Genomic DNA, 13,139 nt, shown 5'->3' with positions numbered 1-13,139 from the left:
CATGCATTCCTTTCGCCCTGCCCGTCGTTCCGATCTGACCGATATCATCGGCCTACTTTCCGATGACTATCTCGGCGCCACGCGCGAGGTCGTCTCCGATCCACCAGATACCAGATATATTGCAGCATTCGCGGCGATCGAGGCCGATGCCAACCAGTTGCTGGCCGTCGCCGTCGATGAGCGCGATCGCATCGTCGGCTGCCTGCAGCTGACGTTCATCCCTGGTTTGTCGCGGACTGGGATGTGGCGCGGGCAGATCGAAAGCGTGCGTGTCGCCAGCGACGCCCGCGGCTCGGGCCTCGGCTCCGATTTCATCGAATGGGCCGTTGGGCGTTGCGCCGAGCGCGGTTGCGGCCTGGTGCAATTGACCTCCGACAAATCGCGGACGGAGTCGATCCGGTTCTACGAGAAGATGGGGTTCGTCGCGAGCCACGAAGGGCTGAAGCGTAGCCTCTAGGTTTACTTCAACCTGCCGATCATCGATGCCTCGGGATAACAGGTGGGCTTCATGCCATTCCTTTCCTGCCACTGGCCGATGGACCGGCGCGTCTTGTAGCCTGGCAAGCCATCGGAGCCGCCGACATCGTAGCCCTTCTTCTCCAGTGCCTTCTGCATGGCTGCGACGTCGGAGCGCAACATCTTGCCGACATCGCCCCACGGCCCCTGGAAGGCGCCGGAACCATAGGCAATCCGATCCGCGAGGTTACCGATATAAAGGGCGTAAAGATCGGAGTTATTGTACTCCTTGATCACATAGAAGTTCGGGGTGACGACAAATTCCGGTCCGTCGCGACCAGCCGGAACGAGCATCATCCCGGATGCCTTGCCTTCATCCGAAGGGAAAGCCTTGCCCGATATTCTGACAATGCCAAGCGATGCCCAATGCGACACCGGCTTTGCGAGATCCGGTCCCTCCTGCGCGCAGGAGACCTGCGCCGGGATCGTCACCTCGTAGCCCCAGCCGCGGCCGCGCTGCCAACCTTTCTGCGCCAGGAAGTTGGCGATAGAGGCAAGGGTATCGGGGACCGACGTCCAGATATTCGGATGGCCGTCGCCATCGAAATCGACCGCATATTTCAGATAGCTGGTCGGCATGAATTGCGGCTGGCCGAGTGCCCCGGCGGATGACCCCTTGAATTCGGCCGGCGTTGCGTCGCCACGATCAATGATGTGGAGAGCTGCGAGCAGTTCCGTGCGGAACATCTCCTTGCGCGTCGACATGAAAGCCTTGGTCGCGAGCACCTCGATTGCCGAGTTCGGGATCTTGGCCGCACCGAACCCCGTTTCGCGGCCCCAGACAGCCAGCACGATCGACCCGGGAACCCCGTAGGTCCTCTCGATCTTCTTCAGCGCCGACGCATATTGCGAGGCAAAACCGCGGCCGGTGGTAGCCAATCGTTTCAGCCGATCCTCATTGAAATAAGGGGCCGGAGAGGAAAATTCGGCCTGCGTCTGCTTCTGCTCCTTCGACGGCGGAAAGCCGGGAGGGGCGAGATCCGTCAGGCTCCAATTGAGTTCGACACCGGCGAACGACGCACGGAACGCTCGCTCGGAAATGCCGTTCTTCTGCGCTTCCGGCCAGAGATCGTTCTGCACCCATTTCTCGAACTGCGCTTCGACATCGGCCTTCGACGCGGAAAGCACCGGCGTGCATGACAGAGCCAGAAGCGCCGCCGTCGCGGTCAAAAGGCGGCCGAAAATGCGCTTGCTCATGCTTCCCCCTAGATTGCCGTGCGTGCCCGGAGTGCCGCCTGCAGCGTTCCTTCGTCGAGATAGTCCAGTTCGCCGCCGACCGGAACGCCGTGGGCAAGCCGCGTGATCTTGACGTCCAGTCCGGTCAGCTGGTCGGTTATATAGTGTGCTGTCGTTTGACCCTCGACCGTGGCATTGACGGCGATGATGAGCTCGCGAATGCCGCCCGCCGTGACGCGTTCGATCAGGCCACGAATGTTGAGATCGTCAGGACCGACGCCATCCAAGGGCGAGAGGGTACCGCCGAGAACATGGTAGGCCGCATTTAGGGCGGCGGCACGTTCCAGCGCCCAAAGGTCAGATACATCCTCGACAACGATGATGACGGACTGGTCGCGCCGGTCGTCCGTGCAGACGGTGCAGGGATCGACGGTATCGACATTGCCGCAACGTGAGCAAATCTTCACCTTGTCGTAGGCCTCACCCATCGCATTCGACAAAGGGCCAAGCAGCTGGTCCTTCTTCTTGATCAGATGCAGCGCGGCGCGGCGTGCGGAGCGCGGGCCGAGGCCCGGCACCTTCGCCAGAAGCTGGATCAGTTTTTCGACTTCGGGGCCGGTGACTCGCTTTGCCATGAGCGGTTATTAGCCCATATGGTGGAAAAACGGAAACAGGTTGGACGAGCCGAACGAATGAAAATCCTTGCCGTCTGCATCGGAAGTGCCGAGCGTCTGCCCGGCAAGAGCTACAAGACGGGAATCTACAAGCATCCGATCAGCGGCAGCGTGCTTGTCGATGCCGAGGGGCTGGTCGGTGACGCCATCTGCAACCGGAAGCACCATGGCGGCGTCGACCAGGCGGTCTATCTCGAGGGATCCCTGACGCTCGACTGGTGGTCGACGGAGCTGGGGAGACCGGTCGAACCAGGCACATTCGGCGAGAACATTGTAATCGACGGTCTCGACAACCGCATCGTTTGCGTCGGGGATCGATTCATAGCCGACGATCTTGTTTTGGAGGTTACCAGCGCGCGTATCCCTTGCGCGACGTTCGCCGCGCGAATGGGCGACCCTGGCTTCGTCAAGCGCTACACCAAGTCCGCCCGACCGGGCATCTATTGCCGTGTCATCAAAGGCGGAACGATTGCAGCCGGAATACCGGTCGAGCATCTCCCCTATGGCGGTGAAAAAGTCACGATGCCTGACATGATCGCCACGTTCGGCAAGGTTCTCGCGCCGCAGGATCGCGACCGCTATCTCGCGGCCCCGATCCACTACAAGCTTCGCGATATTCTCGAAGAGCAGGCAGCCCCCTAGCGCAAGCGCGCCTCAAGGGCTGCCAGAGCAGCGCGTCCCCGCGGCCAATCCCCAAGCCCGCTTGTCCCGTTTATATGGCCGCGGGTGCCGATCTCCATGAACTCGCTGCCCCAACCATTCGCCGTGGTGCGCGCATAGTCAAGCGAGCCGAAGGGATCGTCGCTGCTCGCGATGACCAGAGACGGGAATGGGAGCGCCGTGTCGGGCGGATTGGCAAAGCCGGCGGCCTCGCAGGGAAAGGCCGGCGAGGTCGGATTTGGTGGTGCTACCAGTAGGGCGCCACCGGCCCGATGCCTACTCCGCGCCGCCCAATGGGCAACAAGCAGGCAGGAGAGGCTATGAGCGACGAGAAGCGGTTCCGCCTTCGACTGCGCGACGGCATGGTCCAATGCCGCAATCCAATTGTCGAGTTCGGGTCGATCCCAACTCGAAGGCGAAAAGCGCTGCATGCGCGCGTCGCTCGCCTCCCACCGAGATTGCCAATGTGTTTCGCCGGACCCGCCAATGCCGGGCAAAGTGATGATATCTCGCATCGATTCCTTCCTGTTGCTCACAGGATAAGCTGCGTGAGATAGTCAGCTACCGACATAGGAAATCATCGGGAAAACCGTCCTCAAGCCGATGAATTAAAGGCGATACAAAAATGGCTGATTTCGTAAGCCGGCAACTTGACCCTACCGACATGCTGATTGTCGAGATCATGCAGGCCGACGGGCGTATCACCGTTTCCGAACTGGGGCGAAAGGTCGGCCTGTCGCAGCCGGCCGCGTCCGAGCGGCTAAAGCGCCTGGAGGAGCGAGGCATCATCGAGGGCTACGGTGCCCGCATCAATACCGCGGCACTCGGCCTGGGCATGATGGCCGTCATCCGGCTGCGCACCATTCACGAACATATCCGCGCCTGCCTCAAACAATTCTCTGAAACACCTGAAATCATCGAGGTTCTGAGGTTGACCGGGGAGGACTGTTTCGCCCTGAAGGTGCTGGTTCCCTCGCCGTCCGAGCTTGAAATCATCGTCGACAGCATCGCTCGCTATGGTGCGGTAACAACATCCCTCGTGTTGCGTAGCGAGCCCCCAAAGCCGATCGGACGCGAACTGATGAAACTAGCGCGCAATCACTCATGAGGCGGATTTCGATCGCCGCCACTTGCTGAGGCGAAGAACACTCCTAGATTTTCACGCACGGGGTGTAAATCGAAGGAGGCTCGCATGTCCATCGCAAGACTTATCGCGGCGGCCGTCATCGCCGCAACAGCCACTACCTTCCTATCAGCAACGCCGGCAGCAGCCCGCGTCAAGGTCGGCTCGTTGGGCTGTGACATATCTCCGGGATTCGGTGTCATCATCGGCTCCAAACGGACGCTCAACTGCATTTTTACACCGTCTTCCCCTGATCGGCCAAGCGAACGATACACCGGCACGATCACCAAATTCGGCGTCGATATCGGGACGCTCGCTGGCGGCGGCATGATCTGGCTCGTCTATGCGCCGACCAATCGGCTCGACGGAGCGCTGCAGGGCAGTTACGCGGGCGTCGCAGCCAATGCTACGGTCGGCCTTGGCGTCGGGGCTAATGTCCTGATCGGCGGCTTCGAAGGCTCGATTGCTTTGCAACCGGTATCGGCTGAGGGCACGTCCGGCCTCAATATCGCAGCAGGCGTTGCGAGTATGGTCCTGACTTGGGTGCCGCCGGCACCACCGCCTTTGCCGCCCAAGCGTCACATCTCGCAGAGGTAGCCTAACGGATCGCGATTGCCACCGCGGCGCCGGCCATCGTGCCGGCACTCGCGCGGTTGGCCATGCGCACAGCACGCCGGCTCTTCAGGAAGCTTCTTGCCTTGGCGGCGAGCAGCGCCCAACTGATATCGATCACGATCAACACCAGAAGCATGGTCACAACCAGTTCGGCCCAGCCGACTATGGTCACCGACTGAATGTCGATGATCGAGGGCAGCAGCGCCATGTAGAACATCATGATCTTGGGATTGCCGAGCGTGACCGTCATGCCGGCGAGGAAAAGCTTCAACGGCGACTGCGCATCAGGCAGCGCCTCGCCGTCACTATCAGGCGATGCGAACCACATCTTCCAGGCGAGATACAACAGATAGCAGACACCCAGCCACTTGATGGCAATGAAAGCATAGTGGAAGGTTTCGGCAATCGCCGCCAAGCCGGCGACGGCGCAGGTCAGCCAGATTGCTTCGCCGAGCCACATGGCCGCAAGGAACGGCAGAACGTCGCGCGCACCCTTGGAAATCACGCGGGCGACGAGCGCAGCAACGCTTGGACCCGGCGAGCCAGCCGCGACAAACAACGCGCAGGCGAAGACAAACAGACTGGTCAACGTCATCGGCAATCCTCCCTGTTGCGTGACGGAAGCGATGCCAGCGCAGCCGACACCGCCCTCTCGATCTACCGGATGATCAGAACGGCATCTTGAAGCCGGGAGGAATCGGCAGGCCGGCAGTCAACGCCTTGGTCTTTTCGGCAGCGGCCGCTTCGGCCTTGTCCTTGGCATCCTTGTGCGCGGCAACGATCAGGTCCTCGAGGATTTCGACGTCGTCTTCCTTGAAGAGGGACGGGTCGATCTTAAGGCTCTGCATCTCGCCCTTGCCGTTGAGGATCACGGTGACGAGACCGCCACCCGACTTGCCTTCCGCATGGAGTTCGGCGATTTCCGCCTGCATCTTCTCCATCTTGGCCTGCATTTCCTTGACTTTGCCCATCATGCCCATGATGTCGCGCATCGTCTCGCTCCTTCTCGATACTTTAGAAAATTATGTCGTCGCCAGGCAGGATGTCGCCTTCGTCGGATTCGGCAGCGGCAGGCGCCTTGACCTCTTCTTCCTCATCCGGTTCCGGCGCCCGTACGCGAACGTCGATGATCTTGGCGCCCGGAAACTGTGCGAGGATCGCCGCCACATCCGGATCCTGCCGGGCGTCGCTCACCTGCTGCGCCTTGGCATTCGCTTCGGCCTCGACCATGGTCGGCTGGCCTTCCTCGCGACTGAGGCTGACGATCCAATGGATGCCGGTCCAGTCCTTGAGCTTGACTGCCAGTTCGTTCAGCAGCGTGCCGGGGGCACCTTCCGTCAGATTGACGTCGAGGCGACCGGGCTCGATGCGCACCGGGCGCACGAAGTTGCGCACCAGCGCCTTGATCTTCACATCGCGCTTGTCGCCGGCCAGATTGGCGATATCGCCAATGGAATTGACCGACACCAGCGGCTTCGGCGCCTCGGTCGGCTTCGTCTCGACGCGGCCGACCGGCACGTTGTGCGGATCGGGATTGGGGACGGCGCGCAGCATCGCGGTCGGACCGGCGGGGTGTGGACGCGGGATCGACTCGGTCGATCGAGCCGCCAGATTGCCCTGGTAGTTCACCGTTGCGCCGCCACCGCCGTTGCCAGATGGCGCAGACGGGCGACCGCCACCGTTCGTCTCGGAAAACTCCGCCAGGCGACGGGCGGCGTCTTCGGGTGCCGGCAGATGCGCGGCATGCGCCAGCCGGATCAACACCATCTCTGCGGCGCCGGCCGGACGCGAGGAGCCCTCGGCCTCCGGAATGCCCTTCAGCAACATCTGCCAGATGCGTGACAACGTCGTCACCGCCACGCCCTTAGCGAATTCAGCAGCCTTCGTGCGTTCGACTTCGCTGAGCGAAGGGTCGTTTGCCGCATCAGGCACATATTTCAGGCGCGTGACCAGATGCGTGAAGTCAGCAAGATCGGTCAGCACGGCAACGGGATTGGCACCCGCTTCGTATTGGCTTTCGAATTCGCCGAGCGCCGCTGCGACATCGCCTTTGACGATGTGATGAAAGAGATCGACGATGCGGGCGCGGTCGGCGAGGCCGAGCATGCCGCGCACCATTTCAGCCAGAACCGCGCCGCCGCCATGGGCGATCGCCTGGTCAAGCAGCGAAAGACCATCGCGTGCGGAGCCTTCGGCGGCACGCGCAATCATCGCCAGCGCATCGGGTTCGGCCTCGATGCCTTCCTTCGATGCAATCGTGGTGAAAAGGCCGACAAGATCAGACGCGCTGATGCGGCGCAGGTCGAAGCGCTGGCAGCGCGACAGGACCGTGATCGGGACCTTGCGGATTTCGGTCGTCGCGAAGATGAACTTCACATGCTCCGGCGGCTCTTCGAGCGTCTTCAGCAGACCGTTGAAGGCCTGCGTCGAGAGCATGTGCACTTCGTCGATGATGTAGACCTTGTAGCGCGCCGAGACCGGGCGGTAGCGTACCTGCTCGATGATCTCTCTGATGTCGTCGATACCCGTGTGGGAGGCGGCGTCCATCTCGATGACGTCGACATGCCGGCCTTCCATGATCGCCTGGCAATGCTCACCGGGGATCCGCAGATCGATCGTCGGCTTGTCGATCTCTGCCGTCTTGTAGTTCAGCGCACGGGCGAGGATGCGGGCGGTCGTCGTCTTGCCGACACCGCGAACGCCGGTCAGCATATAGGCCTGCGCGATACGACCGGTCTCGAAGGCGTTGGTCAGGGTCTGGACCATCGGCTCCTGGCCGACCATCAGATCTGTGAAATCCTTGGGGCGGTATTTGCGTGCCAGCACCCGGTATCCGGTGCCCGTCGAGGCGGCATCTTTTGACTGTCGCTCGGTGTCGCTCATCGCCCTGCTTATCACCCGGACTGCCCGAGCAAGAATGGAGAGAAAGGTGGGAGGCTGGCACGATGACCCGTGCCGGGCTCGTTAGGGCTGCTTCCTTCCGGACCTGACCCGGTTGGCGAGTGGCTCGTCCACCACCAACCTCCCGGATGCACATATCGGCAATATCGCCATCAAAAGCAAGCCAAGCTCAAAAAAAACTGCTAGCCTCAGGAAAACATGGAGGAATGCCTGTTGGACGAATTCAAGCTCGACCGTCGGCTGGAAAGCGATAGCGACAGTGTCATGCAGACGGGGCTGTGTGATCTGCGGTTGTCGAAGGACGCCCGTTGGCCGTGGCTGATCCTCATACCGCGCAGGACGGATATCAGCGAAGTCTTCGAGCTGACACCTCTCGATCAGGTGATGCTGACATTCGAGACCGAGATGGTCGCCGCTGCGCTGAAGAAGACAACCGGCGCCACAAAAATCAACATCGGGGCCCTTGGCAACATCGTCCGTCAGCTTCATGTTCATGTCATTGCCCGCTTCGAAGGCGATGCCAATTGGCCAAATCCGGTTTGGGGTTTCGGCAAGGCAGAGCCTTACGCTGCGGAAAAGAGAAATGACCTTATAGAGAAGTTGCGGGAAGCCCTTTCATCATGAGCCGTTCGCTTTTCGATTCGGATGTTCCGCATCCGGAACCCAGCAGCCTGACTGCCTTCGCCGCCAATGACCTGATCCGCGATTCCGAACATCGCGACGAGACGTCGGTCGACAAGGCATTGGCCAAGGAAGGAACCCATATCTTCGCTTTCGCCGGCGACAAGCTGGTTCTGAAGCATGACGGCCAAGTGCTTGACCCGCTGTTTGCCCGCTACGAACTGAAGGACCTGCAGCCAAACTGGGACGAGACGGTGCTGCTCGGCTACCGCAAGACCGGCGAGCCGCGACTGGCGGTTCCGGTCGGCGTGTCCGAGGACGAGCTTGCCAGCCAGTACAAACCCGCAGACGGACGGTCGCTGTTTCGCGAGATGCTGCTCGACGAGGTTCTGCTTGGCGAATTTGCCCAGGGCGCCAGCCTTATCCGCTGGAACGGTGACAACAAGTTCTGTGGCCGCTGCGGATCGACGATGAGCATCCATATCGGTGGCTATAAGCGTGTCTGCACCGCGTGCGAGCACACGATCTTCCCACGCACCGACCCCGTCGTCATCATGCTAACGATCGACGAGGAACGCGATCATTGCCTTCTTGGGCGCAGCCCGCACTTCGCTCCGGGCATGTATTCCTGTCTTGCCGGTTTCGTTGAACCGGGTGAGACGATCGAGAACGCCGTGCGCCGCGAGACGCTGGAGGAATCCGGAATCCATACGGGACGGATCCGCTATCACGCCTCGCAACCATGGCCGATGCCGCATTCGCTGATGATCGGCTGCTATGCGGAGGCCAAATCCGAAACCGTCAAATTCGACAGCCAGGAACTGGAAGACTGCCGCTGGTTCACGCGCGAGGAAACGCTCGAGATGCTCGAGCGGCCCGGACTTACTGGCAAGGCGCCGCCGCCCAAGGGAGCCATCGCCCATCGGCTGATGCGCGACTGGGTGGAATGGAAAAAGCAATAAGGCCTGTAGAACGAGGCCCCTAAGATGGCACGCTCCGAACGCCTTCTGACTCTGCTGCAGACCCTGCGGCGCTATCGCCGGCCGGTCAGCGGTTCCGTGCTGGCGACCGAGACCGGCGTCAGCATCCGCACGCTTTACCGCGACATTTCGAGCCTGCAGGCGCAAGGGGCCTTGATTGAAGGCGAGCCCGGACTGGGTTACGTACTGAAACCGGGCTTTATGCTGCCACCGATGATGTTTTCGCAGGACGAAATCGAGGCGCTCGTTCTCGGCTCGCGTTGGGTCGCGCGGGCGGCCGATCCGCGGCTCGCCGCCGCCGGCGCCGACGCGCTCGCCAAGATCGCCGACGTGCTGCCGCAGGACATGCGCGACGAGATCGAGACGTCGACGCTGCTCGTCCACCTAAAGCCGCCCGTTGCCGACAAGGCGGACCTCGGCGCCATTCGCAAGGCGATTCGTACGGAGCGGATCCTCAAGCTGACCTATTCTGATGAGGGTGGAACCGTCTCCGTCCGCAATATCTGGCCCTTCGCGTTGAGTTACTTCGAGCAGGTTCGCGTCATCGTCGCCTGGTGTGAATTGCGTAAAGATTATCGTCATTTCCGCACCGACCGGATCGTCGAAATGATCCCGCAGGACGGACGTTATCCGCGCCGGCGCGCCGTGCTTCTCAAGGAGTGGCGGGACCAGCAGGATATTGCTCATTGAGCGCGACGCTACTGCCATAAACTGACAGTGGTCAGCGCTATTATCGGTACCAATCCAACAGGAGGACCGATGATGACGAGCTTGAACCTTACCCGATCGACGCGTGGCAACCATCCGGTCGACGAGACCCCTTGCGATGCAGGATATCCGCAATCCACACTTCTGCGCATGATGTTGAACGCTTCGCGCCAGATGGTGCTGAGGAGGTATTCGCGCCTCGATCTGGAGACCATGCCCGAGCCGATGAAACGTGATCTCGGCTTGGTGGACTGGGGCTGCCCCTGCCAAGAAGGTTAGACGCAAAGCAACTCCCAAGACGCACTGACCGACCGCCGCCGCTGCCAATGAGTGCAGCGGCGTTTCTTCGCCTGCCACCCTGCCACAACGAGGACAACCCGATGAACAGCCCGAACCTCATCATCTTATACGTCAAGGACCCATCCACGAGCGCCGGTTTCTACCGGTCGTTGCTCGGCCGCGAGCCGGTGGCCGAAGCCCCGAACTTCGTTGCCTTCGCGCTCGACGGCGGCTTCACACTCGGCCTCTGGCGGCTCAGCAAGGTAACGCCGCAGCCGTCAGCGACCGGCAGCCGCGCCGAAATCGCCTTCATGGTGCCCGGGGAGAACGGCGTCTCGACGCTCTATGAGGACTGGCGCAAGCGCCAACTCCCCATCGCGCAGGACCTCACGGACATGGATTTCGGGCCGACCTTCGTCGTTCTTGATCCGGACGGCCATCGCTTGCGTGTGTGCGAGCCGGACAAGTGAGTCGCAAAAAGAAAGGGCGCCCCCGAGGCGCCCTTTTTATTTCTGCAGCTGGCCCCGCATTGGGTGGCCCTTGTAGACCCCGAGAATACGCACCTTCTCGGAAAAGAAGCGCAATTCCTCCAGCGCGCGCCGGACATTAGGATCGTTCGGGTGACCTTCGATGTCGGCGTAGAACTGCGTGGCGACAAACTTGCCGCCGAGCTGATAGCTCTCAAGCTTGGTCATGTTGATGGTATTCGTCGCAAAGCCGCCGAGCGCCTTGTAGAGCGCGGCGGGGATGTTTCGGACGTTGAAGACGAACGTCGTGACGAGCTTTTCCTCGGCCGAGCTGCGATGCGCCCATTCTTCGTCGCGAGCAAGGACAACAAAGCGGGTGACGTTGTCCTCAGTGTCCTCGACGTTCTCGGCCACGATGTCGAGGCCATAGAGCTCCGCAGCAAGGCGCGGGGCAAGTGCGGCCATCGACCGATCTCCGGTCTCCTGGACGAGTTTTGCAGCACCTGCGGTATCGCCGGCGATCACCGGCTTCCAGCCATGTGAGCGGACGATCTTGCGGCACTGCCCGAGCGCGTGGATATGGCTGTGAACCGTGCGGATCTCATCCTTGGTGACGCCGGGAAGCACCATCAGCTGAAAGCGGATCGGCATGAAATACTCGCCGATGATGTGCAGGCGGGACTCCGGCAACAGGTGATGAATATCGGCGACGCGACCGGCGATCGTGTTTTCGATCGGGATCATTCCGATATCGGCATCGCCGTTCTCGACGGCCACAAAGGCATCCTCGAACGTCTGGCACGGCAACGGCTCCATGGTCGGAAACATGTCGCGGCACGCCATATCGGAGTTCGCACCGAACTCGCCCTGGAAGGCGATCCTGTTGGTTTTGATGTTCATGGAAAATCCGTCACTTCGTTCTTGCGGAGAGAATGCGCCGCGCCTTTTCAAGGTCGGCAGGAGTATCAACACCGAGCGGAACCGTGTCAACGAGCTCGACGTCGATGCGCATGCCGGCTTCCAGCGCGCGCAGCTGCTCCAGCGACTCGCGCCTTTCCAGGACCGATGGCCCAAGCGTCACGAAACGCTCCAAGGCGGACCGGCGATAAGCATAGAGGCCGATGTGATGATAGAGCGGCCCTTCGCCATAAGGCGCAGTGGCCCGCGTGAAATAAAGCGCTTTCAGTCGGCTTGCGGACAGTGGCGCGCCGACCACCTTGACAACATGGGGCGCCGTCTTGTCTGCCTCGTTATCGATCGCGATCGTCAGCGTCGCGATATCGACGTTGGGGTCCTCCAGCGGGCGCAACGCGGCGCGGACGGTTTCCGGCTCGATCGTCGGCAGGTCGCCCTGCACATTGACAATGACCTTGGCGCGGGCCTCCGGGTCAACCTTCCCCAGCGCTTCGTAAATGCGGTCCGAACCGGATTGATGATCCTTGCTGGTCATGACGACTTCGAAGCCCGCCTCAGCAACGACGTCATAGACCTGCTGGTCATCGACAGCGACGACGACACGGCCAATCTCGGCTTCCTTCGCCCGCAATGCCACTTGGACAATCATCGGCAGTCCGCAAATATCGGCAAGCGGCTTGCCCGGAAGACGGGTCGATGCCATGCGCGCCGGGATCAGCACAAGCACGTCATCTAAATTTGGACTGGTCATTGTTCGGGCCTTCTAATCCGGGCGGAAAGGTGTCAAAAAGTCTCACGCAGCAGCCCATTTAGACTGTTGCAACGGATAGCCAAAAGACATAGGTTCCGCGCGATTTCAAGATGGTCCGGTTTTATGTCTGCCGGCTGCAAGGGGAGCATTGCAGATGAATTCATACGTGAATACGGCTGTGGGGGCGCTGCTCGGGACGGTTTTCGTTCTGATGTCCGTCTCCATCGCGTCGGAGGGGATCTTTCATTCGGAAGCGCCGGAGAAGGAAGGTTTCGCGATCGTCGCTGATGAGGCACCCGCCTCCGGTGGCGGCGAGGCCGCACCGGCTGCAGCCGTTCCGATCGCACAGCTGCTTGCAAAGGCGGACGCCAAGGCTGGCGAAGCCGTGTTCAAGAAGTGTCAGGCCTGTCATGACGCGACTAAGGGGGGGCCGAACAAAGTCGGTCCGAACCTCTATGGTCTCGTCGATCGTCCGATCGGCACGCACGAGGCGTTTGCCTACTCGTCGGCGATGAAGGATTTCTCCAAAGGTGGCAGCGAGAAGTGGACCTTCGACCATCTGAACCACTTCCTGGCAGCGCCGAAGAAGTACGTTGCCGGTACGGCGATGGGCTTTGCCGGTCTCCCGAAGGATACGGATCGCGCCAACGTCATTCTTTACCTGCACACGCTGGCCGATTCGCCGGTTGCGCTTCCCGATCCGAACGCGCCGGATAGCGCCACGCAGTAAGACGCTGCTCGATTCCATAAGAA

At 61.1% G+C, this 13,139-nt stretch carries 18 protein-coding genes and 1 other RNA gene; 10 read left to right on the top strand and 9 right to left on the bottom strand.

Features of this window, described 5'->3' with window-relative positions; genetic code table 11:
* The first annotated feature begins 1 nt into the window (after position 1).
* On the top strand, positions 2 to 457 hold the full coding sequence (locus FHX16_RS00625) for a GNAT family N-acetyltransferase (RefSeq protein WP_183863236.1): 456 nt from the start codon (positions 2 to 4) through the stop codon (positions 455 to 457).
* A gap of 2 nt (positions 458 to 459) precedes the next feature.
* Here the strand turns inward: FHX16_RS00625 and FHX16_RS00620 are convergent, their stop codons facing one another.
* Entirely contained in the window at positions 460 to 1,713 is a 1,254-nt protein-coding gene (locus tag FHX16_RS00620; protein WP_183863234.1) for a lytic murein transglycosylase, read from the bottom strand.
* Between the two features lie 8 nt (positions 1,714 to 1,721).
* Positions 1,722 to 2,327 (bottom strand): recombination mediator RecR, encoded by a 606-nt coding sequence (recR, locus tag FHX16_RS00615; protein ID WP_259126339.1) that lies wholly within the window; start codon positions 2,325 to 2,327, stop codon positions 1,722 to 1,724.
* 57 nt (positions 2,328 to 2,384) lie between these two features.
* Here recR and FHX16_RS00610 point away from each other — a divergent pair, with 57 nt between their 5' ends.
* The gene (locus FHX16_RS00610; RefSeq protein ID WP_183863232.1) at positions 2,385 to 3,008 is read left to right on the top strand and encodes an MOSC domain-containing protein; all 624 of its coding nucleotides are present in this window, start codon (positions 2,385 to 2,387) and stop codon (positions 3,006 to 3,008) included.
* Here the strand turns inward: FHX16_RS00610 and FHX16_RS00605 are convergent.
* Positions 3,005 to 3,541 carry an alpha/beta hydrolase gene (locus tag FHX16_RS00605; RefSeq protein ID WP_183863230.1) on the bottom strand — a complete coding sequence of 179 codons (537 nt, stop codon included), beginning with the start codon at positions 3,539 to 3,541 and terminating at the stop codon, positions 3,005 to 3,007. The two genes, FHX16_RS00610 and FHX16_RS00605, sit on opposite strands and share 4 nt — an antisense overlap.
* 110 nt (positions 3,542 to 3,651) lie before the next feature.
* Between FHX16_RS00605 and FHX16_RS00600 the strand changes: the two genes are divergently transcribed.
* Entirely contained in the window at positions 3,652 to 4,134 is a 483-nt protein-coding gene (locus FHX16_RS00600; protein ID WP_183863228.1) for an Lrp/AsnC family transcriptional regulator, read from the top strand.
* 84 nt (positions 4,135 to 4,218) lie between these two features.
* Complete coding sequence (locus tag FHX16_RS00595) at positions 4,219 to 4,746, top strand: DUF992 domain-containing protein (protein WP_016552210.1); 528 nt, start codon at positions 4,219 to 4,221, stop codon at positions 4,744 to 4,746.
* A gap of 1 nt (position 4,747) precedes the next feature.
* Here FHX16_RS00595 and FHX16_RS00590 read toward each other — a convergent pair whose 3' ends face one another.
* From FHX16_RS00590 to ffs, 4 genes are all read right to left on the bottom strand, one after another.
* The gene (locus FHX16_RS00590; protein ID WP_183863226.1) at positions 4,748 to 5,359 is read right to left on the bottom strand and encodes a LysE family translocator; all 612 of its coding nucleotides are present in this window, start codon (positions 5,357 to 5,359) and stop codon (positions 4,748 to 4,750) included.
* A gap of 73 nt (positions 5,360 to 5,432) precedes the next feature.
* Entirely contained in the window at positions 5,433 to 5,756 is a 324-nt protein-coding gene (locus tag FHX16_RS00585) for a YbaB/EbfC family nucleoid-associated protein (protein WP_007799011.1), read from the bottom strand.
* A gap of 22 nt (positions 5,757 to 5,778) precedes the next feature.
* On the bottom strand, positions 5,779 to 7,647 hold the full coding sequence (locus FHX16_RS00580; protein ID WP_183863224.1) for a DNA polymerase III subunit gamma/tau: 1,869 nt from the start codon (positions 7,645 to 7,647) through the stop codon (positions 5,779 to 5,781).
* Between the two features lie 46 nt (positions 7,648 to 7,693).
* Positions 7,694 to 7,790: signal recognition particle sRNA small type (gene ffs / locus FHX16_RS00575), an RNA gene on the bottom strand.
* Between the two features lie 88 nt (positions 7,791 to 7,878).
* Between ffs and FHX16_RS00570 the strand changes: the two genes are divergently transcribed.
* The 5 genes from FHX16_RS00570 to FHX16_RS00550 all read left to right on the top strand — a co-directional run bounded on the left by FHX16_RS00570 (position 7,879) and on the right by FHX16_RS00550 (position 10,723).
* Positions 7,879 to 8,289 (top strand): HIT domain-containing protein, encoded by a 411-nt coding sequence (locus FHX16_RS00570; protein ID WP_183753784.1) that lies wholly within the window; start codon positions 7,879 to 7,881, stop codon positions 8,287 to 8,289.
* Positions 8,286 to 9,248 (top strand): NAD(+) diphosphatase, encoded by a 963-nt coding sequence (gene nudC / locus FHX16_RS00565; RefSeq protein ID WP_183863222.1) that lies wholly within the window; start codon positions 8,286 to 8,288, stop codon positions 9,246 to 9,248. Before FHX16_RS00570 ends, nudC begins: the two co-directional genes overlap by 4 nt.
* Before the next feature lie 24 nt (positions 9,249 to 9,272).
* The gene (locus tag FHX16_RS00560; RefSeq protein WP_183863220.1) at positions 9,273 to 9,956 is read left to right on the top strand and encodes a YafY family protein; all 684 of its coding nucleotides are present in this window, start codon (positions 9,273 to 9,275) and stop codon (positions 9,954 to 9,956) included.
* 69 nt (positions 9,957 to 10,025) lie between these two features.
* Positions 10,026 to 10,253 (top strand): hypothetical protein, encoded by a 228-nt coding sequence (locus FHX16_RS00555; RefSeq protein WP_183753788.1) that lies wholly within the window; start codon positions 10,026 to 10,028, stop codon positions 10,251 to 10,253.
* Positions 10,254 to 10,354: 101 nt separating this feature from the next.
* Complete coding sequence (locus FHX16_RS00550) at positions 10,355 to 10,723, top strand: VOC family protein (protein WP_183863218.1); 369 nt, start codon at positions 10,355 to 10,357, stop codon at positions 10,721 to 10,723.
* Between the two features lie 36 nt (positions 10,724 to 10,759).
* Here the strand turns inward: FHX16_RS00550 and FHX16_RS00545 are convergent, their stop codons facing one another.
* Complete coding sequence (locus FHX16_RS00545) at positions 10,760 to 11,620, bottom strand: prephenate dehydratase (protein WP_016552202.1); 861 nt, start codon at positions 11,618 to 11,620, stop codon at positions 10,760 to 10,762.
* 10 nt (positions 11,621 to 11,630) lie between these two features.
* The gene (locus FHX16_RS00540) at positions 11,631 to 12,386 is read right to left on the bottom strand and encodes a 3-deoxy-manno-octulosonate cytidylyltransferase (protein WP_183863216.1); all 756 of its coding nucleotides are present in this window, start codon (positions 12,384 to 12,386) and stop codon (positions 11,631 to 11,633) included.
* A gap of 154 nt (positions 12,387 to 12,540) precedes the next feature.
* On the opposite strand from FHX16_RS00540, the gene FHX16_RS00535 reads away from it, so the two are divergent.
* Complete coding sequence (locus FHX16_RS00535; RefSeq protein ID WP_016552200.1) at positions 12,541 to 13,116, top strand: cytochrome c family protein; 576 nt, start codon at positions 12,541 to 12,543, stop codon at positions 13,114 to 13,116.
* Positions 13,117 to 13,139 lie beyond the last annotated feature (23 nt).

Source organism: Rhizobium sp. BK661 (assembly GCF_024808825.1).
Lineage (GTDB): Bacteria > Pseudomonadota > Alphaproteobacteria > Rhizobiales > Rhizobiaceae > Rhizobium.
The sequence above is the reverse complement of the archived record's forward strand: the minus strand, read 5'-3'. Positions and strand labels throughout refer to the sequence as shown.

Coding starts and splice junctions, on each gene's coding strand:
- FHX16_RS00585 (WP_007799011.1), bottom strand. CDS start 5,756: ATGCGCGACATCATGGGCATGATGGGCAAAGTCAAGGAAATGCAGGCC.
- recR (WP_259126339.1), bottom strand. CDS start 2,327: ATGGCAAAGCGAGTCACCGGCCCCGAAGTCGAAAAACTGATCCAGCTT.
- FHX16_RS00550 (WP_183863218.1), top strand. CDS start 10,355: ATGAACAGCCCGAACCTCATCATCTTATACGTCAAGGACCCATCCACG.
- FHX16_RS00605 (WP_183863230.1), bottom strand. CDS start 3,541: ATGCGAGATATCATCACTTTGCCCGGCATTGGCGGGTCCGGCGAAACA.
- FHX16_RS00595 (WP_016552210.1), top strand. CDS start 4,219: ATGTCCATCGCAAGACTTATCGCGGCGGCCGTCATCGCCGCAACAGCC.
- FHX16_RS00590 (WP_183863226.1), bottom strand. CDS start 5,359: ATGACGTTGACCAGTCTGTTTGTCTTCGCCTGCGCGTTGTTTGTCGCG.
- FHX16_RS00580 (WP_183863224.1), bottom strand. CDS start 7,647: ATGAGCGACACCGAGCGACAGTCAAAAGATGCCGCCTCGACGGGCACC.
- nudC (WP_183863222.1), top strand. CDS start 8,286: ATGAGCCGTTCGCTTTTCGATTCGGATGTTCCGCATCCGGAACCCAGC.
- FHX16_RS00535 (WP_016552200.1), top strand. CDS start 12,541: ATGAATTCATACGTGAATACGGCTGTGGGGGCGCTGCTCGGGACGGTT.
- FHX16_RS00560 (WP_183863220.1), top strand. CDS start 9,273: ATGGCACGCTCCGAACGCCTTCTGACTCTGCTGCAGACCCTGCGGCGC.
- FHX16_RS00540 (WP_183863216.1), bottom strand. CDS start 12,386: ATGACCAGTCCAAATTTAGATGACGTGCTTGTGCTGATCCCGGCGCGC.
- FHX16_RS00555 (WP_183753788.1), top strand. CDS start 10,026: ATGATGACGAGCTTGAACCTTACCCGATCGACGCGTGGCAACCATCCG.
- FHX16_RS00600 (WP_183863228.1), top strand. CDS start 3,652: ATGGCTGATTTCGTAAGCCGGCAACTTGACCCTACCGACATGCTGATT.
- FHX16_RS00625 (WP_183863236.1), top strand. CDS start 2: ATGCATTCCTTTCGCCCTGCCCGTCGTTCCGATCTGACCGATATCATC.
- FHX16_RS00620 (WP_183863234.1), bottom strand. CDS start 1,713: ATGAGCAAGCGCATTTTCGGCCGCCTTTTGACCGCGACGGCGGCGCTT.
- FHX16_RS00545 (WP_016552202.1), bottom strand. CDS start 11,620: ATGAACATCAAAACCAACAGGATCGCCTTCCAGGGCGAGTTCGGTGCG.
- FHX16_RS00610 (WP_183863232.1), top strand. CDS start 2,385: ATGAAAATCCTTGCCGTCTGCATCGGAAGTGCCGAGCGTCTGCCCGGC.